The 24,771-nt window shown below is 42.1% G+C and carries 28 protein-coding genes; 15 read left to right on the forward strand and 13 right to left on the reverse strand.

The annotated features are described in order from the left end of the window. Window positions 1-134: 134 nt before the first annotated feature. The 4 genes from PPIS_RS19600 to PPIS_RS19615 all read right to left on the reverse strand — a co-directional run bounded on the left by PPIS_RS19600 (window position 135) and on the right by PPIS_RS19615 (window position 3,493). Window positions 135-890, reverse strand: a complete 756-nt coding sequence (locus tag PPIS_RS19600; protein WP_010376155.1) for a DUF3307 domain-containing protein — start codon at window positions 888-890, stop codon at window positions 135-137. Window positions 891-928: 38 nt separating this feature from the next. Continuing rightward, a complete protein-coding gene (locus PPIS_RS19605; RefSeq protein WP_010376152.1) occupies window positions 929-1,537 on the reverse strand; it encodes a hypothetical protein in 609 nt (202 codons plus the stop codon). Window positions 1,538-1,766: 229 nt separating this feature from the next. Further along, on the reverse strand, window positions 1,767-2,660 hold the full coding sequence (locus tag PPIS_RS19610) for a TolB-like translocation protein (RefSeq protein ID WP_010376149.1): 894 nt from the start codon (window positions 2,658-2,660) through the stop codon (window positions 1,767-1,769). Beyond that, window positions 2,657-3,493, reverse strand: coding sequence for an alpha/beta hydrolase (locus PPIS_RS19615; RefSeq protein ID WP_010376148.1), 837 nt, complete (start codon window positions 3,491-3,493; stop codon window positions 2,657-2,659). The genes PPIS_RS19610 and PPIS_RS19615 overlap by 4 nt, the downstream gene beginning before the upstream one ends. 246 nt (window positions 3,494-3,739) lie before the next feature. Here PPIS_RS19615 and PPIS_RS19620 point away from each other — a divergent pair, with 246 nt between their 5' ends. Next, the gene (locus PPIS_RS19620; RefSeq protein ID WP_010376147.1) at window positions 3,740-5,875 is read left to right on the forward strand and encodes a winged helix-turn-helix domain-containing protein; all 2,136 of its coding nucleotides are present in this window, start codon (window positions 3,740-3,742) and stop codon (window positions 5,873-5,875) included. Between the two features lie 13 nt (window positions 5,876-5,888). Continuing rightward, entirely contained in the window at window positions 5,889-6,116 is a 228-nt protein-coding gene (locus PPIS_RS19625; RefSeq protein WP_010376146.1) for a hypothetical protein, read from the forward strand. Window positions 6,117-6,233: 117 nt separating this feature from the next. On the opposite strand, the gene PPIS_RS19630 is transcribed toward PPIS_RS19625, so the two are convergent. Further along, on the reverse strand, window positions 6,234-8,066 hold the full coding sequence (locus PPIS_RS19630) for a S41 family peptidase (RefSeq protein WP_010376145.1): 1,833 nt from the start codon (window positions 8,064-8,066) through the stop codon (window positions 6,234-6,236). 293 nt (window positions 8,067-8,359) lie between these two features. Here PPIS_RS19630 and PPIS_RS19635 point away from each other — a divergent pair, with 293 nt between their 5' ends. From PPIS_RS19635 to PPIS_RS19640, 3 genes are read left to right on the forward strand one after another with little or no spacing between them, the layout of a single operon-like run. Beyond that, complete coding sequence (locus PPIS_RS19635) at window positions 8,360-8,920, forward strand: glycine-rich domain-containing protein (RefSeq protein WP_010376143.1); 561 nt, start codon at window positions 8,360-8,362, stop codon at window positions 8,918-8,920. Window positions 8,921-8,931: 11 nt separating this feature from the next. Next, window positions 8,932-9,054 carry a hypothetical protein gene (locus PPIS_RS25650; RefSeq protein WP_017216907.1) on the forward strand — a complete coding sequence of 41 codons (123 nt, stop codon included), beginning with the start codon at window positions 8,932-8,934 and terminating at the stop codon, window positions 9,052-9,054. 46 nt (window positions 9,055-9,100) lie between these two features. Next, entirely contained in the window at window positions 9,101-9,460 is a 360-nt protein-coding gene (locus PPIS_RS19640) for a nuclear transport factor 2 family protein (RefSeq protein WP_010376142.1), read from the forward strand. 93 nt (window positions 9,461-9,553) lie between these two features. On the opposite strand, the gene PPIS_RS19645 is transcribed toward PPIS_RS19640, so the two are convergent. The 3 genes from PPIS_RS19645 to PPIS_RS19655 form a co-directional block, all read right to left on the reverse strand. Further along, complete coding sequence (locus PPIS_RS19645) at window positions 9,554-9,928, reverse strand: PH domain-containing protein (RefSeq protein WP_010376140.1); 375 nt, start codon at window positions 9,926-9,928, stop codon at window positions 9,554-9,556. 345 nt (window positions 9,929-10,273) lie between these two features. Continuing rightward, window positions 10,274-10,642: a nuclear transport factor 2 family protein gene (locus tag PPIS_RS19650; protein ID WP_010376139.1), complete on the reverse strand. Its 369-nt coding sequence runs from the start codon at window positions 10,640-10,642 to the stop codon at window positions 10,274-10,276. Between the two features lie 24 nt (window positions 10,643-10,666). After that, a complete protein-coding gene (locus PPIS_RS19655; protein WP_010376138.1) occupies window positions 10,667-11,302 on the reverse strand; it encodes a glutathione S-transferase family protein in 636 nt (211 codons plus the stop codon). A gap of 116 nt (window positions 11,303-11,418) precedes the next feature. Between PPIS_RS19655 and PPIS_RS19660 the strand changes: the two genes are divergently transcribed. The 6 genes from PPIS_RS19660 (at window position 11,419) to PPIS_RS19685 (ending at window position 17,953) form a co-directional block, all read left to right on the forward strand. Continuing rightward, window positions 11,419-11,778 (forward strand): MerR family transcriptional regulator, encoded by a 360-nt coding sequence (locus PPIS_RS19660; RefSeq protein WP_010376136.1) that lies wholly within the window; start codon window positions 11,419-11,421, stop codon window positions 11,776-11,778. 79 nt (window positions 11,779-11,857) lie between these two features. Further along, window positions 11,858-12,430: an NAD(P)H-dependent oxidoreductase gene (locus PPIS_RS19665; RefSeq protein WP_010376134.1), complete on the forward strand. Its 573-nt coding sequence runs from the start codon at window positions 11,858-11,860 to the stop codon at window positions 12,428-12,430. Between the two features lie 102 nt (window positions 12,431-12,532). Beyond that, on the forward strand, window positions 12,533-13,483 hold the full coding sequence (locus PPIS_RS19670; RefSeq protein WP_010376133.1) for a cytochrome-c peroxidase: 951 nt from the start codon (window positions 12,533-12,535) through the stop codon (window positions 13,481-13,483). Continuing rightward, on the forward strand, window positions 13,480-16,641 hold the full coding sequence (locus tag PPIS_RS19675) for an EAL domain-containing protein (RefSeq protein WP_010376130.1): 3,162 nt from the start codon (window positions 13,480-13,482) through the stop codon (window positions 16,639-16,641). The genes PPIS_RS19670 and PPIS_RS19675 overlap by 4 nt, the downstream gene beginning before the upstream one ends. A gap of 389 nt (window positions 16,642-17,030) precedes the next feature. Then, entirely contained in the window at window positions 17,031-17,483 is a 453-nt protein-coding gene (parS, locus tag PPIS_RS19680; protein ID WP_010376128.1) for a type II RES/Xre toxin-antitoxin system antitoxin, read from the forward strand. Further along, window positions 17,483-17,953: an RES family NAD+ phosphorylase gene (locus PPIS_RS19685; protein ID WP_010376125.1), complete on the forward strand. Its 471-nt coding sequence runs from the start codon at window positions 17,483-17,485 to the stop codon at window positions 17,951-17,953. Before parS ends, PPIS_RS19685 begins: the two co-directional genes overlap by 1 nt. Window positions 17,954-18,169: 216 nt before the next feature. Here PPIS_RS19685 and PPIS_RS19690 read toward each other — a convergent pair whose 3' ends face one another. Beyond that, on the reverse strand, window positions 18,170-18,457 hold the full coding sequence (locus tag PPIS_RS19690) for a hypothetical protein (RefSeq protein ID WP_010376123.1): 288 nt from the start codon (window positions 18,455-18,457) through the stop codon (window positions 18,170-18,172). Beyond that, window positions 18,454-19,101: an HAD-IA family hydrolase gene (locus PPIS_RS19695; protein WP_010376120.1), complete on the reverse strand. Its 648-nt coding sequence runs from the start codon at window positions 19,099-19,101 to the stop codon at window positions 18,454-18,456. Before PPIS_RS19695 ends, PPIS_RS19690 begins: the two co-directional genes overlap by 4 nt. A gap of 144 nt (window positions 19,102-19,245) precedes the next feature. On the opposite strand from PPIS_RS19695, the gene PPIS_RS19700 reads away from it, so the two are divergent. Next, entirely contained in the window at window positions 19,246-20,001 is a 756-nt protein-coding gene (locus PPIS_RS19700; RefSeq protein ID WP_010376118.1) for a DeoR/GlpR family DNA-binding transcription regulator, read from the forward strand. 64 nt (window positions 20,002-20,065) lie between these two features. Here PPIS_RS19700 and PPIS_RS19705 read toward each other — a convergent pair whose 3' ends face one another. Then, window positions 20,066-20,557, reverse strand: coding sequence for a GNAT family N-acetyltransferase (locus tag PPIS_RS19705; RefSeq protein ID WP_010376116.1), 492 nt, complete (start codon window positions 20,555-20,557; stop codon window positions 20,066-20,068). A 370-nt stretch (window positions 20,558-20,927) separates the two neighbouring features. On the opposite strand from PPIS_RS19705, the gene PPIS_RS19710 reads away from it, so the two are divergent. Together PPIS_RS19710 and PPIS_RS19715 are read left to right on the forward strand one after the other, a co-directional pair. Continuing rightward, window positions 20,928-21,347 (forward strand): nuclear transport factor 2 family protein, encoded by a 420-nt coding sequence (locus PPIS_RS19710; protein ID WP_010376114.1) that lies wholly within the window; start codon window positions 20,928-20,930, stop codon window positions 21,345-21,347. A 37-nt stretch (window positions 21,348-21,384) separates the two neighbouring features. Beyond that, window positions 21,385-21,621, forward strand: coding sequence for a helix-hairpin-helix domain-containing protein (locus tag PPIS_RS19715; protein WP_010376112.1), 237 nt, complete (start codon window positions 21,385-21,387; stop codon window positions 21,619-21,621). Window positions 21,622-21,695: 74 nt separating this feature from the next. On the opposite strand, the gene PPIS_RS19720 is transcribed toward PPIS_RS19715, so the two are convergent. Together PPIS_RS19720 and PPIS_RS19725 are read right to left on the reverse strand one after the other, a co-directional pair. Then, window positions 21,696-22,205 carry a hypothetical protein gene (locus PPIS_RS19720; RefSeq protein WP_010376110.1) on the reverse strand — a complete coding sequence of 170 codons (510 nt, stop codon included), beginning with the start codon at window positions 22,203-22,205 and terminating at the stop codon, window positions 21,696-21,698. Window positions 22,206-22,418: 213 nt separating this feature from the next. Next, window positions 22,419-23,291 carry a LysR family transcriptional regulator gene (locus PPIS_RS19725; protein WP_010376108.1) on the reverse strand — a complete coding sequence of 291 codons (873 nt, stop codon included), beginning with the start codon at window positions 23,289-23,291 and terminating at the stop codon, window positions 22,419-22,421. 94 nt (window positions 23,292-23,385) lie between these two features. Here PPIS_RS19725 and PPIS_RS19730 point away from each other — a divergent pair, with 94 nt between their 5' ends. Further along, window positions 23,386-24,759, forward strand: coding sequence for an MATE family efflux transporter (locus PPIS_RS19730; protein WP_010376105.1), 1,374 nt, complete (start codon window positions 23,386-23,388; stop codon window positions 24,757-24,759). Window positions 24,760-24,771: the final 12 nt, after the last annotated feature.

Below are 24,771 nucleotides of genomic sequence, written 5' to 3' on the forward strand. Positions count from 1 at the left end.
GGCTTAGTTATTCATTGTGATGGCAACTCCTAATGAGTAAATAAAACGAATAGAGGCAAATAATTAGCGATAGATCGTGCCTACGTTTATTTTGCAGGCACTAGATTAAATGTCAAGGCGCGGAATTGATTAAATTACAATTGAATGGGCATAAATGGTTTGATTAAGACACCGACCACAAGGGCCAGCAACACACTGACAAGCGTGCCCAACATCACGTATTCGGTGAGCTTTCTATCTTGGCTTTGGGTTAGATCGCCAAAGCGAAATACCGATTTAGCGGCGAGAATAAAGCCGATAGCAGCCCAGCTATCTAGTAACACGCAGCTCAGTAGTAATACACGTTCAAGTTGACCAATTAAACTTCCTGCTTGCGGCAGGCTATCAAGAGCTGAATTATTGAGTTGCCAACGCTCAAGCAGCATGCTGGTGAATATCGATGCAGGATGCAATACCATTAAATAGCCCACAACCAATATTAGCAGCTGGACATTAGCAAAAGGCTTTGCAAAGGCACTGAGGGCAATCTCAGGCTCAGCAATGTGCCAAGTGACGGCCACTAATATGGCAATATGTGCACATTGGTCTAGCACAAAAGGAATAACGCCTTTGCTAGAATAGGATTTAGCTAAGTCGATACAATAGTGGCTAATACCTACCGCTAGCGCAAAGAGCAGCGCATTCCATTGTGCTCCCCAAAACAAAGTCGACTGCCAAAGTAGGATGATTGCAAGTGCTGCCCCGCCATGCGCGACACTATGCCACAACAACTTGATGGACTTATAGTGACGGGTATTTCTGTCATGCACCCAGCTCATAGGTTGGAGGTAAAAGTCAGTGATTGTGTGGCCTATTACTAACCACAATAACAATACTTGCCATTCGTTCATTAAGTCCACCTCGTGATATTTAAGCGTTGAGCATTCGACTATTGGTGTGAGCGTGCAATTGCTAAAAATTGATCTAATAAAGCGTAGTGTGCGCTATTGAGTAATTTAGTTACGTTCACCCGACTGGTGTTGAGTTGTTTTGCAATATCGGCATGGCTCAACTTAGGGTGTGAAATATGAATAAAAGCGGCCTCTGCTTGTTTTTGGGTTAAGTTCGAAAGTAATAAATCCACAAATGCCAGATTTAGTGCAAAGTGGGCATTACTGTCATTGTTATACCTGAGTCTTGCTTGTCCAATTGCGTCCAATCCTCGGCCCGCAAGTACCAGCGCAGCACCTGTCGCGGTTGATAAATCTGCTGTTGTGATATTAACTTCACCGACCGCAAGGCTGAGTCTGGCATCGCTATGTCGGCTAATTAAAAACAACCGTAGCTGTAATGCCACATTGAACAGTTTCGTAGCATCTGGCAACACAAGCTGAAAGCCGTCGCCGCGGTAAAAACTATAATAGCCCTGCTCCGCAGTCGCTATTTCAGCTAAGTAATCCTTTAACTCGCTTTGCAGCCTTGTAAGTTGTAGTTGTGACAGCGACTGTGAGCCGACAATGTCTGCTGTGATCACCGCACCTTGAGGTATTGATGTCATAAAGGTAACTTAATTTGGTTACATTTAAGTAAGTAACTAATATTGGTTACATTTATTTTGGTCTGAAGCTGGATAAAAAGCAAGCTGTCGGTAAGGTTTGTTCGCTTTGGCAGTATTTTACCAAAACGAACGCAGGTATGGAGGCAGACAAAGCTTCCGTATATGTGAGAAATAGGCGTTTATCACATACGCTAAGGATTACATTGCTGAAATGTTTAAGGTTTTGTTTTTATTGATTTTTGTTTCTAATCTCATCAATGATTTTAGCGTCCACCCAATAGATGTCGACGTTGTTATTTGCTTTATCAACAGCACGGTTGAACAGCAGGTATTTGCCATCTGAGGTGACCGTTGCATAAGCATCCCACTTATCTGAATTAACGTTTTCCCCCATATTTATTGCAGGTCCCCATATTCCATCAGGTTGCTTAAAGCTGATATACAGATCGGAGTCACCAAAACCATCCTCACGTTCACTATCCCAAATTAAATAGCTTTCGTCTGGCGCTATGAAAGGGTGTGCTGATTTTTTCCCTGAGTTAATTTCACTGCTCAAGAGTACTGGCTCTTGGCGCATACCATCTTTTACTGTTGAAATTCTAACCGTATTCATTTGCTTAAAATTATCAAATACATAGGTTCCAGTTGCGGAAGCGGACAATCGCATTATCCCCCATTCAGGGCGGTCAAACATGACTCCCAAGCTGGTAAGTTCAGACCAATTATTACCTGCTCTGTCTTTGTATTTTTTTGCCATGTGCATGCGTTTACCATCTGGTGAAAAGCTTACCTCTCCGGCACGAGGAAACTCAGTGTATTTCACCCACTTATTATTGATTAGCCGAAAACCAATGACAGTTGGACGAAATCCAGTTTTATTTTCAGTGGTGTATACACCACGGTCTAAGGTGAAATAGAACTCTTTCATGTTTGGAGCAAATACGCCTTCTAGCTCCCATCCCGACTTAGAGATAATTCCAGGTGCGAAAGGTTCTGCTTTTAATCCAGGAGGTTTTTGTCCCATTAAAGGACCTTTCAGTATAGGGAATTCGTCTTGTGCTGAAGTCCGATGACTGAGAGAAGCAACAATCGTTAGTAAAAGAAACATCGGTGCTAACTTCATTGTTGACTACTCCCATAAATAGACTTTAACCAATTGATACTACGGATTACGGTTTCAGGGAAAGCGGTTTGATGTGTGCCATCGGGCATTGTCTTGTGAAGTGATAAGCTGTCACTTTGCTTGCTTTTTAGATAGTCGATAAATGCGTCGATTTGCGGTGCTAACTTATGTTCGTCTGTACCAACAGAGATAAACACTTTCCCTTTGAGTGGTTGTTCGGAGCTAGAGAGTGTTTTTAGCGCATCCAGTTGTCTAACAGATGGACTGCCTAGCATATAGTTGTCAAAGGTATTTGGCTGGGTGAGCAGTATATAGGCGCCAAATAGTCCACCGAGAGAATAGCCAAAATAACTGCGACTATTGGACTTTACCGAGTAATTGCTTTCAATATAATTAATAACTTGATTGCGAATAAAGGCCGCGTGGGCATTGGCTTGGCCAAATTGGTACTTGTGCTGATGTTCACTGTTTTTTGACTTTGTAAAAGAATAATCAGCGTAACGGCTAACAAAAGGGCCTTCTTCTTGAAGCAGTGTGGTGTTGATATTTTTCCGCCACGAGATACCAACGAGGATCACTTCATCGAACAAAAAGAAGGTTGCAGAAGACAATGCTTCGATATGCCATACCGCATCGGTAAAGTAGAGTACAGGGTAGCTTTTATCTTTTGAGTATTCTTCGGGCAGCTTGATATAAAGCTCATATTGATGGCCGGTTGTGATATCTTTGAGTGGCACAACTCGCGTTCCGGGCATCGCATATTGCGGTACTTCACTGGCATGTAGCAAGCTACAGAATAGGAGTAATATCAGCATAAACAGCAAACGTTTCATCACACATTTCCTTCTTTCATGTTATTTTTAGACTAGTGAATAAGTATCTCGTACTGGCAACTTAGCAGCTGAGAATAAAAATACATGACGTTTACATGATGTTATGCTGAATTGTGACTTTTAAATAAAAAACTATTTCTATCAAGTGGTTATGCTGTTGAGTTTCGATTGCTTCAAGTTTATCCTTATACTGATAATTATAATAATTGGCGTGGTTAGCGCGTGCGCTAGGCACATTGGGGATTTATGGTAGAACAATATTGGGTTGGTGATTTTTTTGTAGATTTATCACGTAACCAGATTTCACACCAAGGTGAATGTCAAACACTTGCACCAAAGGCCCTGGCGGTACTCACTTGCTTGGCTCAGAACCAAGGCAAAGTGATGAGCCTTGATACCTTGCTCGATACAGTATGGCCAGATTCGGTGGTCTCTCCTAATACTTTGCAGCGTAGTATTGCGCAATTGAGAAAGGCGCTTGGGGATGATGGTAAGGTGCAAGGTTATATCCAAACGCATGCTAAAAAAGGGTATAGCTTAGAGTGTGAAGTACGTTGGGGAGGGCAAACTAGCGAGCTGACGAATGCCGAGCCGCAACTCGAGGTGATGCCAGCCCCTGAACCTGAAATACAACAAGATAAACACCTCAATCAAGGTCAGAATAAAAACAAGCTTGGTCTTTATGTGTTTGTTTTACTTGCCTTTACTATTTTGCTTGGGGTTATCGGTTATCAATATTTTTCCATCAAAAAACCTTCACCACTGTTCTTTGATACTTTGCGCTCATTGACCGCAACTGACGACAAAGAATTTGATGCAAGCTATTCCCCAGATGGTCAGTACATTGTTTTTCACCGCTATTTAGATAAGTTTTGCGATAATAAGATATGGGCAAAAAAGGCGGATACCCAGCAAGAGATCCTGCTCACCGAGCGCTTTGGAGCATACGGCAGGCATAGTTTCTCAAAAGATGGTGAGCAGTTACTGTTTTTGGCCACCGACGCTTGTAGCGAGCCCGTTACACAAAAGCGCTGCTACGACCTTGTAACACTCGATTTTACTAAAGCATTGAAAAGCCCCCAGCTGCCAAAAGTTATTCTCCAGTGTAAAAATTCAGTGGTTGATAAGCCTATCTGGCTGAACGATGGCAATGTGGTATTGAAGCAAAAACAAGGCGAGCGCTGGAAGCTGATTAATTACTCCATTGATGACGACAGCGGTGTCGATCTTTATACCGTAGAAGACGGGACGTTGATTGATTACGCCTATTCTCCTCAAGATGATTTAATCGCGGTCAGTAGTATTCATGCCGATGGCTTACATTATATTGATATGTTAAAACCCGACGGTGAGTTGATCTCTAGCCATCAGATCCAGCGACCGCCGGAAATTACTAAGTTTCACGATATCTACCCAAGTTTTGACCCACTCAACCAGCAATTGATTTTCAGTACCGGACGTCAGCTATTTAGTCTGACTTATGAAGGGCTTGTGAGTAAAATTCAATTGCCGTTTTCAGATCGAATGAGGCAACCTGAATTTCGTCCTGATGGCAAAAGTGTACTGATGATCAAAGGGCCTTACGACGGTGACATCGTCAAATTACCACTGACACAGTTAGCACAAGGCGCTCAAACATATACCAGCTTTGCGCGAACCAACCTTGGTGAAGATCAGGCTGTTTTTCAGCCAGGTGGAAACTTAGTGGCATTTTGGTCGGAGCGTTCAGGTACTGAACAGGTGTGGCTAAGCGATGGCAATAACACGCGACAACTGACTAACTTCCCGTTAGATACTTTTATTCGCGGGATCCACTGGGCTGAGGATGGCCAAAGCATATTGGTCAGTGCCAGTGGTGTACTGACACAAATTGCTTTAGATGGCAGCTTGACATCTTACCCGCATGCCTACCCTGTTTTACGCTTATATCAATGGAAAAGTGCAACACAACGTGCACTAACACAGATTAGGGTACAAGGAGAAATGAAGTTAGCTGCTTATGATTTTGCTCAACAATCGTTTCAAATATTGACGCAGCAACCTGTGCTGTGGGCGCTTGAAAGTGAACACGGTAAAGTTGTGTATAAGGATAGACTTGATCAGTTTTGGCAAATAGGCGCTGTTGAGCCTCAGCGGATCAATGCACTAGACAATCAAGGCGGCAGAGGAAAATCTTTTGTAATGCGCGGCAATGGGATATATGGCGTCAATGAAGATAATCAACTTTGGTCCTATGATCTGGACAAGATGTCGTTTACCATACTCGGCGAAGTGCCTACCAGTGTCGACTATCTCACCGATATTAACGACAACGATGTACTGTTGATAAATCGAATATCGGCCAAGAAGGAAGTGGTAGAGCTTACGGTTGCTAATCAATAACTGGAGTATAAACATGAGCCAATTAGCTCAATATCAGCGTTTTAGGCAAGAACTGGGGCAATTGCTCGCACAATACAAAGGCTATGGGTTTGTACTCGGTTTTTTGCTAAATCTGAGTATTTGGCATATTGCATCTCAGTTTGTTGCTGATCCCTTTGTCTCTAACTTTTGGAATCAAGTGTTTGTTTCCTTGCTCTTTTCTGCGGTTTTTTATCTGCGCTCAGAGCGTACGGTAAGTTGATGTGGCGCTAACTCCTCGTTCTGAAGTTAGTTCATAAAGTTTGGGTCCACTTAAAAGCTAATTACCTGTTGTCATAGCTTTTAAGCGGACCATTCAATTAAGTGAGCTGTTATAAGACTAAAATTCTGATTTTAGAATATCAATGGCACGCTCTACTTGATTGTCAGTACCATTGATAATGCTTTCTCTGGTTCTTGGCACTAAATAATCTGGCGCAATACCTGCGTTTATCAAAGGGTCACCATTATGTCGGTTCGCGAGCATACCTGTGTATTGGAACTCAGCACCTAGATTGCCCTCTTTTAAACCGCCAAAAAACGGAACCCAAAAAACGTTACCATTAATCCCTGAAGTGTGCTCTCCTAAGATTGCTAGGCCACCACTACGTGCAAATACCAAAGCATGTTCATTCTGACTGATACTTCTTCTAGAAGAAAGTACTATGGATGGAATTGAAAGTGGGTTGGCATCTCGATGAATTATTTGCTGAACGGGGTAGAGCTTTTTATCTGTTTGATTTGGTGCTCCTTGCCATAATAGTGCCAAAGTATCATTGGTCGCATCTTGTTTGATAAACCAGCTTAATACGCTTCGCCATCCGTCCCAGCTTTGTGGGTAATGGCGAAAGTCGATTACAACGCCATGAGCATTTTTTAACGCTTCTTTTATCGCATTCAAGTCATCTGGTATAACGTTATAAATATTGATTTTATATATATTGTCGCCTAAATCTTCAATTTTTGACGTTGAATGGGGGGTGTAAGGTAATCCGATCAAAGGTTTTACTTCACTCTGCTCTAGCGGTGTTATATTTACCTGAAAAATCTCCCCCGCCGGTTTTTTAACGGTAAAGTTAACAGGGGTCTTATCTTTAAAATAAACTCCTTGTCTTGCAGTGTGGCTCAACCTATGTAGTGTATTTTTAAGCGAGTAAAGCGCTTTCTTTGATAGGTGTTCTATTATATCTTCACCATTAATAGTAAGTACTTCATCTCCAATTTCGATACCAGTTTGCTCATCTTGTTGAACTCTCGTTACAATGGCTTTTCCCTCTACGATCTCGTAAAAAAAAGTACCATAGTACGCGTCGCTAACCGTAAACATATCAGGAGTCTTAACTATAATGTGGTTGTCATTCAATTTAGTGAGCTCGGTTTTAATTAGCTGTAACCTTCGCTCTGGCTCTTCAGTTTTGCAAGCGGTTAGTAACGGGATAAGACTTGCTGACCAGTCAATATCAATCTGCTCAAAGTAAGGCCAGAAATGTTGAATATTGGCCCACATTCCCGACACGGTAGCCATACAAGCTTCGGTACGCGCGAAGTTAGACTCAACCTGCCAACGGCCTAATTGAGTGAATGTACCACCAGAGAGTTCAGTTTTAACGGGCAGGTAGAGTGGTAAGTAGAGGGGACTTTGATAAAAGTTAAGAGTTACAAATTGCTTGCTGGGGGCGTATTTCTCCTCTTGAATTTCAGCTAACGTAGCTGATACTAGCAACCGTGTATAGACGCTGAAATGCGCAGACGCATTTTGTATCCAAGTATATGTTTGCGTATCAGGGAGCAATTTTGGGATATGGTTTTGTTGTGTAACCAAGTAAGGTGCAATTTGCCTTATGAGTTCAATCCCCTTTTCTTTACGCTCTTTACTTGGTGTTTGGTTTAATTCGACAATGCTTTCCGCAATGAAAAGTGACCAATCCGAGCCTCTTACCTCGGCCGATGGATAAAAATACTGAACAGCATGCGCTAATTTAACAAACTCAGAGACATCATCGATAAAGCTTTGGTCGAAGCTCACATCAGGAAGGGGTTTAGGTGATGATGGTAAAGGCGTATTTGTTGGAGGCTTGTTAGAGGTCACATCTGTTGGAGTTGTATTATTTGTGTCACTGCCACATGCCGTCAGTACAAAACATAAAATTATGCTAGTAAGTTGCTTTATCATTTTTATATCCTTATGAATTTTTTAGGTACAAGTTAGCTGTTATTTGAGCAGCTGTAAACTTTTAAGGAGCAAATGGGTAAGTTTGAATTGGCAAACGTGTAACTACATTGCCTATTTTACTTTTATTAATACAATTCATTTTCAGTGTTTAAATTCATTAAAGCCAGTTGAAATTTGGTAGCAGGAGCATGTTTATTGTTTCATGCGAGTAATCAATTAGGGGCAGAATCACTTTGACTAATTAAAGTGAGACGTATACCTTAAGGCTGTTGCTGAGATGGAGACGGGATTTAATGAAAGCAATTGAGGGTAAGGAAAATGCGGTCGATTTCATTGAAAACTATAAGTTTGACGAAGCTGTGCTGGAGTGGTTTGACTGGTATATAGAAACGCACTTTGAATATAAATTATCTGATGATGAGATCCAGGTGGTCGTTGAGGGTCTAAAAGACTATCTAATATTTGTGGTTATTTCACCAAAAGCAGTTGCTGCAGCAAGCAAATTAGTTGATGAGTTATTCCATGCATTTATTTTGCATACAGAACTATACCAAGTATTTTGCAAAGGTGTTGGGCAGTTTATACATCATTATCCAATTAGAAAAAAAGTGGTTCTCGGGAATGAAACTCCACTAGAAAAGATTGAATATAATGATCATTACCAATCCATAATAAGAACATACTGTCTAGCTTGTCAGACATCAGATCTCGATCCGCTAACCACGAATCAAGTTCCCTACCTATTTAAAGTCGATTCAATATTGCCTGAAAAACACGCCGTCTTATTCGACATCAAGTTTTTTCAATCTGTATTACCTAAGTTAGGTGTACATAACTTTATAATTCAAGAGTAAAGGAGATAGTCATGTCATATTTAAAAAATCGTGCTAAGCGTAATGAAGCTGCCCATTCACAAGTTGAGATTGAGCTGACGAAACCTAAAAAGTTTGTAGATGTATGCCTAGCAGGTGTTTGGCCTCGAAAATAAGTAGCCCAGAAGCAAAGCCGGTTTATGCTGGCTTTTTGGAAAGAGTATGCTGGATAAAATTGAAGCTTTAGAGCGAGCGTTACATTCGCCAGAGCTACGAAAAAATATTAATCTGATCTCGGACTACATCCATGATGAGTTTTCAGAAAGTGGACTATTTTGTGATGGTATGACAAAGGATGACATTATTGAAGGCTTGAAGAGTGAAGATCTCAGTGAGCATAAAATAATTAGCGAGGATTATAAGTTAGTTGAGCAGTTTCCCAATAAGGTTGTGATTGAGTACGTCTCCGCACTGGAAAATACCTTGGGTGAGAGGTCATATGACGCACTAAGGCAGTCTATTTGGTATTTATGTAGCGATGATAAATGGCGCTTGATAGGTCACTCTGCAAATTTGTTATAGCGCCAAGCCTGCACTCTATTGATAAAAGAGTGGACGAATATGTGTGGAAGAAGCACGCGTCCTGCGTGCGTATTCAAAGTTAACTGCGTGCGGCTATAAACAATATTGTGAAATGATCTGATACACTTGGTTGATATTGTCGCCCGCTTTAAATTCTTTACTAATTGGTGTTGGATCTGAGCCAATCCATATTTTTAGTTCCGCATCGAGGTCGAAGTGACCCGCAGATTCTTTGCTGTATTTTGTGATTTTGCTATACGGAATGCTGAGCATTTCTACTTTGCTGCCCGTCATGCCTTGCTTGTCGATTAAAATTAGGCGTTTATTGGTAAAAATAAACAAGTCGCGGATCACCTTGTAAGCTTGTGCAACTTCTTCCCCTGGAATTAGCGTATCTGCTAATAACTTATCTACTTCGCTACTGTCTACTTCACTTGCATTACCGAGTAAACCACTCAATAGTCCCATTGTTATTCTCCGTTTTATTTCAATTCGTCTTAGGCTGATCGCAAGATAGTGCTTAGGTCGAAATGAATTAATGATGAAAGTGACAAAACCAGCATAGAAAAGCGCGCTGATTTTGCCAAATAAATAACCCGAGTTTGGATAATTAATGCCTTTCTAGCAGCCAGTTTTAGTGCTAACTGTGTTGAATTCACTTCCAATAGCCTGCTATTAGTGCGTAAATTCGCCTAGTTATCCCTAAAACTCTCTGGCTAGATAAGAAAGTTATTTAAGGTGAGTTTAAAACAATGAATTAGCCCATTCCTTATCCAAACCTCAGGTTAAATAACCCGAGTTTGGAGTAAGGAGTTAGCTTATATCTCTTATCAAACAAATTTTACCATCGCGAAATGCAAACTCTGAGCGGCCTTGCAAGGAGATGCTTTGCCCAGCTTTCATGCCATTGGCCAAGTCTTGAGCTAATTTCGCTTTGTAGGTCACATGAACAATAAACAGATCATTGTCTTGCGTGGTGGCGGTTAAAGATTGATTGCGTTCGGAAAATAACTTAGCAGACTGATTTGCTAATTCTGCAAATTCCATTTTACTGGTTGTACGCGTTGTAATTTCACCATTGGCGAGATTTTCAAACACGACATCATCAGTAAGCTGAGCTAGCATACCCGGAATATCAAAGTGATTGTAGGCAGAGATATAGTTTTTCACTAAGGTTTCCATTTTTCCTCCTTGGTGTAATGGATGCTAATAAAAACTTAGATCGGTTTGTTCAATTTCACACACTCTTTTTACCACTTTTTGCTGTGCCATCATTCGCATAAATCGGCCCAAATGCGTATAGTCTTTTGGCGCAGTATTAAACCCACTTGCCCAATGAGCCAGCATAAATAAATAATAATCACAAAGCGTGAGCTGTTCATCAACTAAGTAGGTGTGTGTTGCCAACTGCTTGTCGATGAGTGCAAACATGTCGCCGACTCGTTGCTCCGCGGCTTGAGACATGGTCTTGCTGTTCACTGGTGACAGCTGATATTTTTCAGGATAGAAATACAGCATGAGTTCTGGCTGAACCGTCGTGGTTAAATAAAAAAGCCACTGATAAAACGTGGCTCTCTGTGGGGTTGCTGGCGCTGGGATAAGCTGTCCTTCAGGGTGCTTTTCGCATAAATGCAAACAAATAGCTGCACTCTCGAAGATGATTTGGTCACCGTCGACCAATGTCGGGATCCGTCCTGTTGGATTGAGTTCTAAATAGGTCGCAGACTTTTGTTGTTGTGTTTTTCTATCGACCAAGAGCAGTTCTTTTTCTAGTTGTAGGTGCTCGAGTACGAGATGCGGTGCCCAACTGGCATTTCGGGGGTAGTAAAATAACTGATACATCTTTTGCTATTCCTTGACGATACTTTTTGTTAGCGTGTGGCTGGTTTACTGTTGATAGTTACAACTTTTTCGGAGGCTGTAAACCGCTATTTTGCTTTTAGTAGGGAGAATCAAAAATGTATATTGGCAAGCTGTCAAAGCAAACTGGGCTGTCAGTCAAGACCATTCGCTTTTATGAAGAGAAAGGGCTTATTCCTACCCCGGAGCGTGTTGGTAAGTATCGCGTCTATTCTCAAGTAGATGTCGATCTGCTGTTATCAATAAAAGAAGCAAAATCGCTCGGCGTGTCGATTAAGCAATTACAGCAGGTGATTGAAATTAAAGGGCGGCAAGTTAACTGGGTCGAAATCAACACATTTTTAGTTGAACTCAAAGCATCCTGCATAGAGCAAGTTGCGCAGCTTCAGCAAAAAATACACCGAATTGAACACTGCATCGCATCGCTTGATGAATGTCCACAAATAAAACTATCCTAGTCTCAGGTAGAGTAACTTGACTCTCCCGTTAAGGGGAGACAGTACACTCGTTTCTCTGTCATGTGATAAGGAAACGACGATGAAAAAAATACTGCTACTAAACGGTAACCCCAAAACCAAAAGCTTGTGCCACGCTATCACCACAAGTTATGAACGAGCTGCAAGCACCCAACATCAAGTACGCAGAATGGATCTTAGTGAAATGCACTTTGAAATCAATTTGATGTATGGTTATGAAGCGAGCCAACCATTAGAGCCATGCCTCAAGCAATTCCAAGAGAACTTACTGTGGGCGCAGCACATTGTGATAGTAAGCCCAATTTGGTGGTTGGCGTTACCAGCCAAGCTCAAAGGGCTAATAGATAGAGCATTACTTCCAGGCTTTGCTTTTAAATACAGTGAGGCCGGCACTGAAATTGAAAAGCTTCTACCGCATAAAACCGCGAGAGTCATTCTCACCTCAGACACGCCGCAAACTTATTTGCAAGAAGTTGCTGCTGGGCTTATGGCTCAGCTAGAACATGGGACATTGGGATTTTGTGGTATAGAGCCAACTCAACATACGCTATTTGGCCCTGCGCACTTAGCAACGCCTGAGGTAATTGATAACTGGCTGAGTGAAGTGACAAGCCTAGCCGTGCGGGGTGAGTGAATAAAAACACATAACTTCTATTGCTAAGCTTATTTTAAATCAAAATTTGCAATGCCGAATGTTGCTATCTTTTACACCAAGATGGCAACTTGGGCGGAGTGTATGCGAATTTGGAGTTTATTTCTTTTTGCGTTTCCATTATTGGGAGCAGCAAATGAGCCAATTCTGCCACTTGAGCCTGCAATAGGACTTGATGCCGATAAAGTTAGCTTGGGCAGATCACTTTTTTTTGATAAGCGGCTTTCCCGAGGAAACCAAGTCAGCTGTGCGTCATGTCACCAATTACTCACTCATGGCGCGGATGTAAAGCCCCTTTCCAGTGGTGTTAAAGGCGCACTAGGTGAGCTAAAAACTCCAACTGTTTACAATGCGGCTTTAAATATTCGTCAAGCGTGGGATGGCCGGGCGCAATCGCTGTATGATCAAATCGACTCACCCATCTTAAACCCAAAAGAGCATGATATGACGTGGCCAGAAGTCGTTGCTAAGTTAAATCAAGATAAAACGCTGGTCGCGCAATTTACTAAAGTGTACTCGCAGGGCGTAACGAAACACACGGTAAAAGACGCAATAGCGACTTTTGAAGGGTCGTTAATCACGCTTAATGCACCGTTTGATTTATGGCTTAAGGATAACAGCATAGGATTACCTAAGTCGGCTATTGCCGGTTATGAGTTATTTAAACGGTATGGTTGCATTAGCTGTCATCAAGGGCGCAATGTTGGTGGCAATATGTTTGCCAAAATGGGCACCTTTGGTGATTATTTTGGCGATAGAAATACACCAATTCAAAAAGCAGATTATGGCCGTTTGAACGTCACTGGCAATGAGCAAGATCGCTTTGTGTTCAAAGTACCGAGCTTGCGACTTGCTAGCAAACAAGCATACTTTTTTCACGATGCTAGTCATAGCAGCCTAGAATCCGCCGTTGCGACCATGGCCAAATACCAACTTGGTCGCAATATCTCAGACTCCGATATAAACAAGCTAGTTGCCTTTATTGACAGCCTAGCAGGACATCACCACGAAATGGATTTGGAAAACCACGAATGAAGAATAAGGCCTTCATTGGTGTGCAAGCGTTACTGCTGTGCGCGCCAATTGCGCTGTTTGCGTATTTTTACTCGCAACAAGAGCTCAGCAGTCAAACACACCAAGCACGAGTTACCCTGCTCTTTGAAGCCAAGAGTATTGATGCCAAACTGGATGCCGCGGTGTTACAAATGCTTAGTGCACAGCTCAATCAATATGATGAATTAGCGCGATTAGCACATGCAATCGACGCTTTGAATACACCAGAGCAGGATGCATTATTTGCAGAAGCCACGCCCGACATTCGACAGCAATTTGATGCCTATCGTCAGCTACTCAGCAATAAAGTACTGCAAGTCGAATCCATTAAAACAGCGGCAGCAAATATTAAAAACAGCCTGCTTTATCTCCCCGAGTTGCTAATCGAGCTGGAGCAGAGTGAGCCCGAACTGGCAACCCACGCCAATAGAATGCTTGCTAATTTAATGTTGGGTCAGCTCTATGAATTTGTCGCAGAGCCTTTAATGACCATCAACTCTGAAAGTGGCTTAGAGCAGCTTATCTATCAGCATTTTAACGTCGCGCTTGCTAACAGTGCAGAATTAAAAAAGGCAAAACAACGCTTTTTGTCTTTGCCGAGTGATCAAGCTTTTTCAGCCCTTTACGCGGCATATAGCCAGCATCACAGTGAAACCATAGAAAAAACCAAGCATCAAAGTGAATTGCTTTTACTGCTGACCATTGTGCTATTTTTGCTCTTGATTGTGTTTGCAAATCGGCTTTATGTGGCCAAAAATAAAATTCTGAGCACCAGCCAAACTTTGTCTGATGCCGTTGCGCGTTTAACCGAAGGCTTTGCTCTTTTTAGTCGCAGTGGCAATTTGCTGCTCTGTAACAGTGCTTGGCGTAATCATTTTGCAATTGCCGATAGCGAAAAAATGCCACGCAAGTTAGAAGAGTGGCAGCAGCAGTTTGGAGAAATTTTTAACTCCGACGCCAATTTGCATCAAACCGAATCTGGCGCTTGGTTACAGGTAAAACAAACGAATACACACAACAATGGCCAAGTGTTTGTGAGTGTTAATGTTTCCCTTTTTAAACAAGCGGAAGAAGAGCTTCGCAAGTGGGGCCATGCCATTGAGCAAAGCCCCTCTTCTATTGTGATCACCGATCCTCGTGCTCGCATTGAATACGTTAACCCTAAGTTTGAACAAGTTACTGGGTATTCACTTGAGGATGTGAAAGGACAAACACCCAAAGTACTAGGCTCCAAACAAGGATTTACCGACTACAAAACGCTGTGGCAAACTATCAAACAAGGCAAAGTCTGGCGTGGTGAGTTTTACAATCGCCGTAAGTCTGGAGATTACTATTGGGAGTACGCGTCTATTTCCCCGATTAAAAACCAGCAAGGGGAAATCATTAACTTTATTGCGATCAAAGAAGATATCACTGCACAAAAAAGCGCAAGTGCACAGCTTAAAACCGCAGCGGCGGTATTTAATGCAACGCAAGAAGGGATCATGACCACCAACGCAAAACTTGAGATCACCGCGGTCAATCCAGCTTTCACCAAAATTACTGGATACGAAGAACATGAAGTGCTCGGTCAACGACCTAATATTTTAAGTTCAGGTAAGCATGACAAACATTTTTATGAGCAGATGTGGAGCACCCTCAACTCGCACGGACAGTGGGCAAGTGAGATCTGGAACAAGCGTAAAGACGGTACTTTATATCCAGAGTGGCTAGCAATCAGTGTCGTGCATGATGACAAAGGGCTGGTGCAGCAATACGTTGCTATATTGTCTGATATGACCGAGCGCAAAGCGCAAGAAGAGCAGATTGAATATCAAGCCTATTACGATGTGTTGACCGGACTGCCGAATAGAACGCTATTACTTGAGCGCATTGAGCAAGATATTAAACGCATGAGCCGTACTCATCATCAAAGTGCAGTGTTATTTATTGATTTAGATAGGTTTAAGCGTGTCAATGACACCATGGGTCACGAGGCCGGAGATGCCTTACTTATCTCCGTAGCTAAGCGCTTAAACGGCCTGCTGCGTAAAAGCGATACCTTGAGCCGCTTTGGGGGAGATGAATTTGTATTGTTATTGAGCCAAATTGCGCATCCGGATCATGCTGCTCAAGTAGCCGATAAAATTGTCAAAGCACTGAGCGAACCATTTGTGATCAACGGCTTTGAGGTATTTACGGGGGCAAGCATCGGGATCGCGATTTTACCAAGTGATGCAAAAGATCAAAAAGAGTTATTACGACTTGCCGATTTAGCCATGTATAAAGCAAAAGAGGCGGGGCGCAATCAGTATCACTTTTTTGCGCAAGAAATGCAGCAACAGGTGAATCGTCGAGTTGAGCTGGAGCAGCTGCTCCGAGCTGCGCTTGAACATCAGCGCTTAACCGTACATTACCAACCTATTGTCGATACGGTGTCGGGTAAATTATATGGTGTCGAGGCGCTCATGCGCTGGCCAACTGATTTCGGCCAGTATATTTCTCCTGCTGAATTTATTCCTGTCGCTGAAGAAAGCGGTCTTATTGCTCCTCTTGGTGAGTGGTTACTTGCTAAGGCATGTAATGATATTCGCAGATTAAATAAAGCACTTGGCATGAATTGTTATTTGACGGTAAATGTCTCGAGTCAGCAATATCGACTTGGCTTTAACGCCACTACCATTAAGCAAATCATGCAGCAATCAGGCTTTCTTCCAGAGAACCTAACGCTTGAAATCACAGAAAGCATCTTACTTGAAGATGATAAAGCCGTAACTGCTTGGCTTCAAAGCCTACGGGCAACGGGAGTCAACTTAGCAATCGACGATTTTGGCACTGGCTACTCTTCTCTTAGCTATCTTAAGCGCTTCCCCATCAATATATTAAAGATCGACCGAGGTTTTATTCAAGATATAGATCAAAACCAAGATGCTGCCGTTTTGGTCAACGCGATTTTGTCGATGGCGGAGAGTTTATCGCTCAAAGTGATAGCTGAAGGCGTAGAACAACAAGGACAACTAGATTGCTTAAAAGACCTTGGTTGTCAGTATGTACAAGGGTACTTTTATGCCAAACCAATGGCGATTGAAGGATTAATCGACTGGGTTGAGCAATTTGCCATTGCATCGGAGCGAATACCTCCCAAACTGTGGTTGGATTGAAGTGTGTGGCTTGGGTTGTATTTGGTGAGGGTTCGTGGTGTCTGATCTTACATGCTAGCTTTTGCTCAGTTATTACAGACATATCATTCAGGACTTTTCTCCTTATATCGGAAGTCTAGCAATAAATAATCTACCTCTGTTTTATTTATCCACTTCTCGTCCATTCTTTTGAACCTACATAGAGAATGAAGCAAACAACGTCGCCTATGCCTATTTTTAACTCATAGCAATTATGCTCTTTGCTCGCACCATATAAGCTATCAGATACGATATCTCATACATCACTTTGGATTACTTAATACAGTTCGGTGTAATTTATCGTTTGCATATGCAGCTCATTTGAGCCAATATGATTAGGTCATATGAGCCGAAAAAATGAGAGAGGTAGGATGGCTACAGCCCAATTAAAAAGCTTCAAGCCCAAGCGTAGTAGCAAAACAAACTTTTGGATTAGTCTTGGAATTGAAGACGCAAATATAGCGCGGACAGAAGCGGTACATCAGGGGTTCAAGCCAAAGGTGTATCGCAATATTATAGAAATGACAAAGCTTTCTCAAAATGAATTTCACACCGTAACTCATATACCTGTTAGCACTATCAAGCGCCGATTAAAAAATGAAGAACGCTTTAGCACCCAAGAAAGCGACGCGATTTATAGGTTGGCTATGTTAATCAAGTTAGCTACCGAGTTATTCAATGATGAGAAAAGAGCATTAGAATGGATTCGTGAAAATGTCTATGGATTGAGTGGCAAGAGACCGCTCGATATGGTGTCAACTACGGTGGACTTTGAGATTGTAAAGGACCTTATAGGAAGAATTAAACACGGGGTTTTCTCATAATGAAGCTTTACCGTTTAACTCAAAAAAAGTTTGCGGACACGCCTTTTAGTCCCGAAGGTGCGAAGCTATATGGCGGTAGATGGAACTCTAAGGGAACAGAAGTTTTGTATTTCGCTGAATCAGAGTCGCTGTGCTCTCTAGAAGTATTTGTGCATGTAAATAATGATCCAAAGATAGTAGATCAATACGATCTTTACTGTATAGAGGTGCCTGATGAACTTATTGTAAAGCTTGACGAAGAGGATTTACCTAAAACTTGGAGAAGCATTCCTGCAGGTGAAGAAACACAGGAAATTGGTGATGAGTTTCTAAATGCAGTAAAGCCTCAATACGCTGCCCTACAGGTTCCATCAACCATTTCACCAAGAGATAAAAACTATGTTGTTAACCCGAATCACCCTGCAATGAAAGCAAGTTTTAAAAACCATGAGAAACTTGAGTTTGGGTTTGATCCTCGAATTTTTAAATAGTCACGTAAAACTTGCCAAAAGAATCGTTTAGTCAATACAAGTATTAATAAGCTAGCTTTGTGAGGTAATAAGGTAATCTAGCCCTCAGTCGCTGATATCAAAATGTATCCTATATTTCTTATTCACCATTTTTAAACATTTTATCGGTGATTTCTTGGGTAGGCACTCACCCACCCCCCCTTTTTTATTGAAAGGTTCTCTCCTTTGCCAACTACTTCAACGCAAAATTGCAGTTAGTAAAATTAAGATCTGTAAAAGTAGGCAAAGTACATTGGTAACAATGATTGCCATTCGCTGAAATCTCAGCCCATACATCAGCCAAAAACTAAACACCAACACATACCCGATTAAAAACGTAAAGGACAAGTTGGTTGGGCCTTGGCGCTCAAGTTTGCTGAGTAGCTGGCCGAATAATGCGATAAAACCGATACCGCCGAAGAATACACCGGCGAAATCCCAGTAGGTATCTTTCGTTTGATAAAAGCCTGTCAGCCATGTTTTCATTCGCTTACTTCCTCTGATAAGTAGATATCCTGATAGTGATTGATACGGGCAACAATATGGTCGTGGTGAATTGTGCAAAAACGGTTAACCACGACTACGTCACAGCCTGCGCTAAGTGCGGATCTTACCCCTTGATCTGAGTCTTCAAATGCAAGACATTTAGAGGCTGCCACTCCCAATCGTTTGGCCACCAATAAAAATGGCTCAGGGTGAGGCTTACCTTGCCCAACATCATCTGCGGTAATTAATATTTTAGGAATAGGTAAACCTGCTGTGGTGAGTCGTGCAATTGCATTGTGGCGATTTGCAGAAGTTGCAATGGCCCATTTGCGTTGCTGTGCTTTTATTTCGCTTAAAAACGATTTAGCTCCAGGAATGGCAGTTACGGTATGGGCAAGGTCGGCTTCTGCTTGTTCCAACAGCTCGACTTCATGCTGGCAATCTAAATGCGGAGTAAATTGTTCTATAAAGTCTTTGAAACGTGCACCTCTGCCCATAGTTAATACCATTTCTAAATCGACATGATGTTTCTCACACCAAGGCGCGACGGCCTGTCGTACTGCAACTTCAGAATCAACAAGTGTACCATCCATATCGAATATCAATCCCTGATAATGGTTCAGGTTGAGTGAATTAAGTGCCATTTTTACTCCTTATGATAATATTTCATGCATAAACAGGCGTTTGTTGATATTAAATCGGCTTTATCGTGCATGTGTGTGCAAATAATACGCTTGTATCTCGATCTTTTTCAAGTAAAATTACGCAAAAACATGCAGGAACATGCAATGCTATTGGCAGAACGTCATCAATTCATTCTCGATCAGCTTAATTTACAAGGGCGGATCACCTCAGTGTCCTTGGCGCAAACACTTGATGTGAGCGAAGATACAATCCGTCGGGATTTAAACAAACTGGCTGAGCTTAAGCTCCTGCGGCGTGTTCATGGTGGCGCTTTAGCGCTGCAGGATAATACTCCTGACTATATCGAGCGTTTAGATAAGCCCGATACCAGTAAAATTCGTTATATTGAACCTGCTTTGGCGATGCTCGTGCCTGGACAAACGATAGTGATTGATTCTGGCGAGACGTGCCGTTATTTGGCTCAGCACTTACCTAAAAATATGCCGCTGACGGTAGTTACTGGTTGTCCACTGATCGCCAAAGAGCTGGCCTACCATTCATTAGTGGATGTGATTGTGTTAGACGGCCCTATGTTTAAACCTGCAATGCGGGTGGTAGGCATGACGGCGATCGAAATGGTGAAACGGATCCGTTTTGATATTGTTTTTATGGGGATTTGCTCGTTCCATATTCACCACGGTTTTAGTGCAAGCTATGTCGAAGAAGCGGAGATCCTCTCTGCGACTATTCGTCAAAGCGATCACACTGTGATTATGGGACCGAGTCATAAACTAGATAAAGTCGCTACTTATCAGATTGTTACAGCTAACGAAATTGACACAATTATTACCGATGAAGAAATTAATCCAAGCTTAAAAAAGCAGATTGAGTCGCTAGAGATAGCGCTGACTTTGGTCTAGGTTAATACGGAGCCACTTGATTGCTTGAGTAGCCTACTTACGGTTGTACTAAGCAACCGCTCATTTAAGGCTTTAATAAGGCAAAAATGTGATTGTTGTAGAAACGCTCATTTTTGAATATAGCGCGTTTTAACACCGCCTCTTGCTCAAAACCTGACTTCTCTAGTAGCTTCATTGATGCACGATTGTCGTCAAATACGGCGGCAAAGACCCGTTCAATACTGGTCGCGTTAAATACCTCTGAGGTAATGTGTAAAATGGCTTTATGAGTAATCCCTTTACGCCAATGGCTTTTTGCGAGCCAATAGCCTATTTCACCAGAGCGCTGATATTCAAACTCGCCAGGGGTAATACCTATACAGCCGATAAGCTGCTGACCATCGCAAATCGCTCGGACATATCCGTGTTTACTGCCTTCATTTACCCACCACATAGCATCTTGCTCAGTGTAAGGTTGCGGAATTTTTGTTGATAAATACCGAACGACATCGGGATCGTTCAAAATCACGACCATGTTGTCAACATCATTGGCTTGGAACGGTCTTAGCTTGAACATTAGACTCCCTTTCAATAAATTTAAACGTAAATTCATCAATAAGTTACCATTCCCTCTCGAGGTGTACAATGCGTGCTTTGTGCAGAGAAAAGCAAGCTGGGGTTGATTGTCGTCATCGGATTTTATTTTGCGTATTCTGATTGCATTAAATAAGGTTAATTACTTTATGGACGAGGAATCTACAATGCTAACTTTAAACCTTGCACCGCAAATTCTTCCATTGAGATTACCTAACCTTAACTCGGGATAAGAAGTTAGTTAAGTTACTAAAATATCTAAGTTCAGGTTACCTATATTGTTTTTACTTTTTTTGCCCTAATTAAGAGAGTGAGATAACAAATTAATTGCAAAGGATTAGGAAGAAAACACGATGGATAAAAATACCTTAATTGAATTGGTGACTGAGTACTTTAAAAAGATTGATGCTGGAGATTCAAGCTATTTAGACTTATTTCATGATGAAGTGATTTTCTTTTTTCCAAAGTTTGGTGACGCTGTTGGTAAGCAAGCATTACTTGAGTTTGGCGATAAAATTGGTAGCTCACTCAACAGTATTTGGCACGATATTGCGCATTTTAATTTCATTGTGTCTGGAAAAACTGTTGTTGTTGAAGGGCGCGAAGGCGGTGTGATGCGTAATGGTACGCACTGGCCTGATAATCAAATTTCATCTGGCCGTTTTTGTAGTGTGTTCGAATTCTCTGATAGCTTGATCACAAGAATGCATATTTATGTTGATCCAGACTTCTCAAGCCAAGATAGTGATAGAATTTCAATATTATCGCGCTAATGTTGACTGTTTTGATAAAGAAAAGGATAGCTGAATTATGGTTTTCTCTGAAAGTGAAAAAAACACCTTACTGGCCCTCAAAGGAGTCGGCCCTACGGTGATAAAGCGTTTTGAAGAAATCGGTATTTGCAGTTTGAGCGAGCTTGCAACTTATGAAGTTGAAGAAATTTCTGAGCGGGTCGCTTCAATGTTGCGAACAACCTGTTGGAAAAACAGCCCACAGGCCAAAGCTGCCATTCAAGCTGCAATCACAAAGGCGCGTGAGATGAACTAGCGTGTAAAGCCCCTTTACGGGGCTTACTTAAAGTAGTCTGGTAAACATATGATCTAGGCTTATTTGACGGCTTACTAAGCAACAGCTTCTACAAAGTTGATATCAAAGCGTCCGTCAGGATCTTCTACTTTGATAAGCTCGTTAAGCGGTTTATTTTTCAGCGCTTTATTCTCAGCAAAGATGTCTAGTAATAGTGGTTTTACTTCGTTTCCGCATAGTGCCTCGGCGAGCGCTTCATGAGATAGCTTGAACAACAGATCCATATTCTCGTCCTCGTCTTCAACGAGTTCTATATCTTCCCAGCTCTCGAAAATGTCTCTCAGTTTACTGACTTCTGGACAATCATCTTCAAAGTCAGACAAGATGATAAACTCGTCTGAAGTAACGTTTTTATGCTGTTCGAAACGGCTTTCGGGCAGGCTGTAGATATTCCAGTTTACATCGTAATGCCAAAATTCAACAGATAACGACATATGAGAATAAGTACTTTGATTTACATAAAACTTTAACTCGTTGATACGCTTTTTAATGAGCGTAATTAAAACGTTTTCGTAGGCTTCAATAAGCGTATTTTTATCAAACATAATGTATCCTAACTGCAGTCTTAAACAATAAAACTACGTGCTCCTAAATTGGTTCTCAGTATTAATTCCACTCTACTATGTAAATGTGAACTTTTGTTACTGGTGTTTGCTAAAAGGAAATTTATCCAAAACAGATCAATTTAACCATCAGTGTAGAAAAAATACCAGCCTATGCAGAGCCAGTATGGCTTTAATTTGACAGTATAGGTTTACTCAGAATAAGTTAGCTGTTTCGTTATAAAGCCACTGCACAATAGGGCCTTTACTTTGATCTCTGCGTTGCACTATGCCCATTTCGACGACTAGAGGATTAGGGATATGCTCTGTTGATAGCTCGAACAGTTCTCCCATATACCACAGTGTGTTGACAACATGTTCAGGTACTAATGCCCATCCAACGCCTCTAATGACTAAACCCATGATGTAATAGTAACTGTCAATGTGCCAGTGACTTGTGGATATGGCTTGTGACTGAGTATTACCAATGCGGTCGCGTATTACGAGCTGCCGATGTCGATTTAGTTCTTCAATGCTCGGGGCAGGATGTTGTGCCAGCGGGTGGTGAGGGGAGCAGATCAAGATTTGTTTAAAGCTGTTTATCGAAGTGAAATCCAGCGATTCTGGCAATGGTTTTTGGTGAAATAAAATGCCTATTTCTGCCCTTTTTGCGCTCACCCATTGTGCAATGTCGTCTTGGGAACCATTAATAATGGCTAATTTTAATAGCGGAAATTGCTGAGCTAATCGTTCAAACAATGATTCAAATGCGATGATGGGCACTGCTTCATCCATGGCAACAGTGAGAGACACCTCTTCGCCACTATTAAGAGAATTGGCTCTTGATTGCAGGCGCTGACACTGCATGAGCACCGCTTCAGCTTCTTTAAACAGATCGAGGCCAGCTTGATTTAACATTGGCAGTCTGGCGGAGCGGTCAAAAAGTGCAAAACCTAGATCGGCTTCCAAATTGGCAATTGCGGTGCTGACCCGAGATTGTGCCTTCCCCAAGTGTCTTGCTGCAGCTGAAAATGACCCCAACCTGACGGCGGTAACAAAGGCTTCAAGTTGATCGAGTGTCCAATGCATAATGATTAACCTATCCGAATTTCGGATGGATACTAACTTTGACCAATCTCAATTACAAGGATAATAACGGCTTTTCATGTTTAAGGATTTCATCATGCTGTTAGATTCAGCGAGCAAAACTCCCACAAAAGACGCTAACGTTACCCGCACTTTTTGGCGTTATACCATTCCTGCCGTTGTCGCAATGGTGGTCAACGGATTGTACCAAATCGTCGATGGTATTTTTATTGGTTACTACCTTGGTGCTCAGGGGTTGGCTGCTGTAAACCTTGCTTGGCCCATTATAGGGATCATTATTGGTTTTGGCGTTTTAATCGGGATGGGATCTGGCAGTTTGTTGTCGATTTATTGTGGCGCTGGCGACAATACAGGTGTGCAGCAGCTGATGAGCACCAGCTTTTGGCTCATCGCTATCTTGACTGTGGTTGCAATGACTGTCCTTATATTATTCGGACCGGGTTTGCTCGAGCTTCAAGGTGCATCGGGTGAGCTTTTACATTCCAGTTTGGCCTACTTACAGGTATTAAATTGGGGCGCTGGGGTTACCATTGCGGCAGGTGCGTTGCCGTTACTACTAAGAAACAGCGGTAAGCCAGAAATAGCAACGGCTTTACTGATTGTAGGGGCGCTCAGCAATATAGTGCTCGATTATTTTATGATTGTGAAAATGCAATGGCAGCTGCCCGGTGCTGCACTTGCTACGCTGATTTCACAAGGGATAGTCGCACTTACAGCGCTCTACTTTTTGCTCACACCTAGTGAAGTAAATAAACCCAAAGGTGCGTTTAATCAGCCTCTAGCTCTGGAAATACTAAAACAAGGCGCTGCAGGATTGGTGATGTTTTTGTATTTTGGCTTTATCGTTGCGTTACATAACAAGCAGTTGCTGATATTTGCCAGTGAAGTTGAGGTGGCGGCCTTCGCTGTGGTTGGTTACCTTGGCGTTATTTACTATTTTATCGCAGAAGGCGTAGCGAATGGTGTCCAGCCGCCTATCAGTTATTATTATGGAGCAGGCCTTTACCAGCGCATTCACACTATATTTAAGCTGGCGCTCAAAGTGAGCTTGGGTGTTGGTGTGATGATGATAACTATGTTTTATCTGTTTCCGGAGGATGTACTTGGGCTCTTCAGTGAGGATTTTGCTTTGCTCAACGCGGCCGAGCGTGGTTTGCAGCTGCATCTATCCACGTTATTTTTGGATGGCTTTATATTTCTTACCTCAATGTACTTTGTTGCGGTAGGCAAAGGCGGTAAAGCGTTGGCTATTTCGCTTGGAAACATGTTGGTGCAATTGCCGTTTTTATATTTATTGCCCTTCTGGCTTGGTGTCGATGGGGTGTGGCTTGCGGTACCTATCTCAAACATCACGTTAACCGTTATTATCATCCCTCTGCTTTGGCGTGACTTATGTCAGTTAAAGCATGCAGATATGGAAGCTACGTCAGAAGATAAGCAGTGCGCTTAGTTGCATACTGTA

The sequence above is a fragment of the Pseudoalteromonas piscicida genome (assembly GCF_000238315.3).
GTDB lineage: Bacteria > Pseudomonadota > Gammaproteobacteria > Enterobacterales > Alteromonadaceae > Pseudoalteromonas > Pseudoalteromonas piscicida.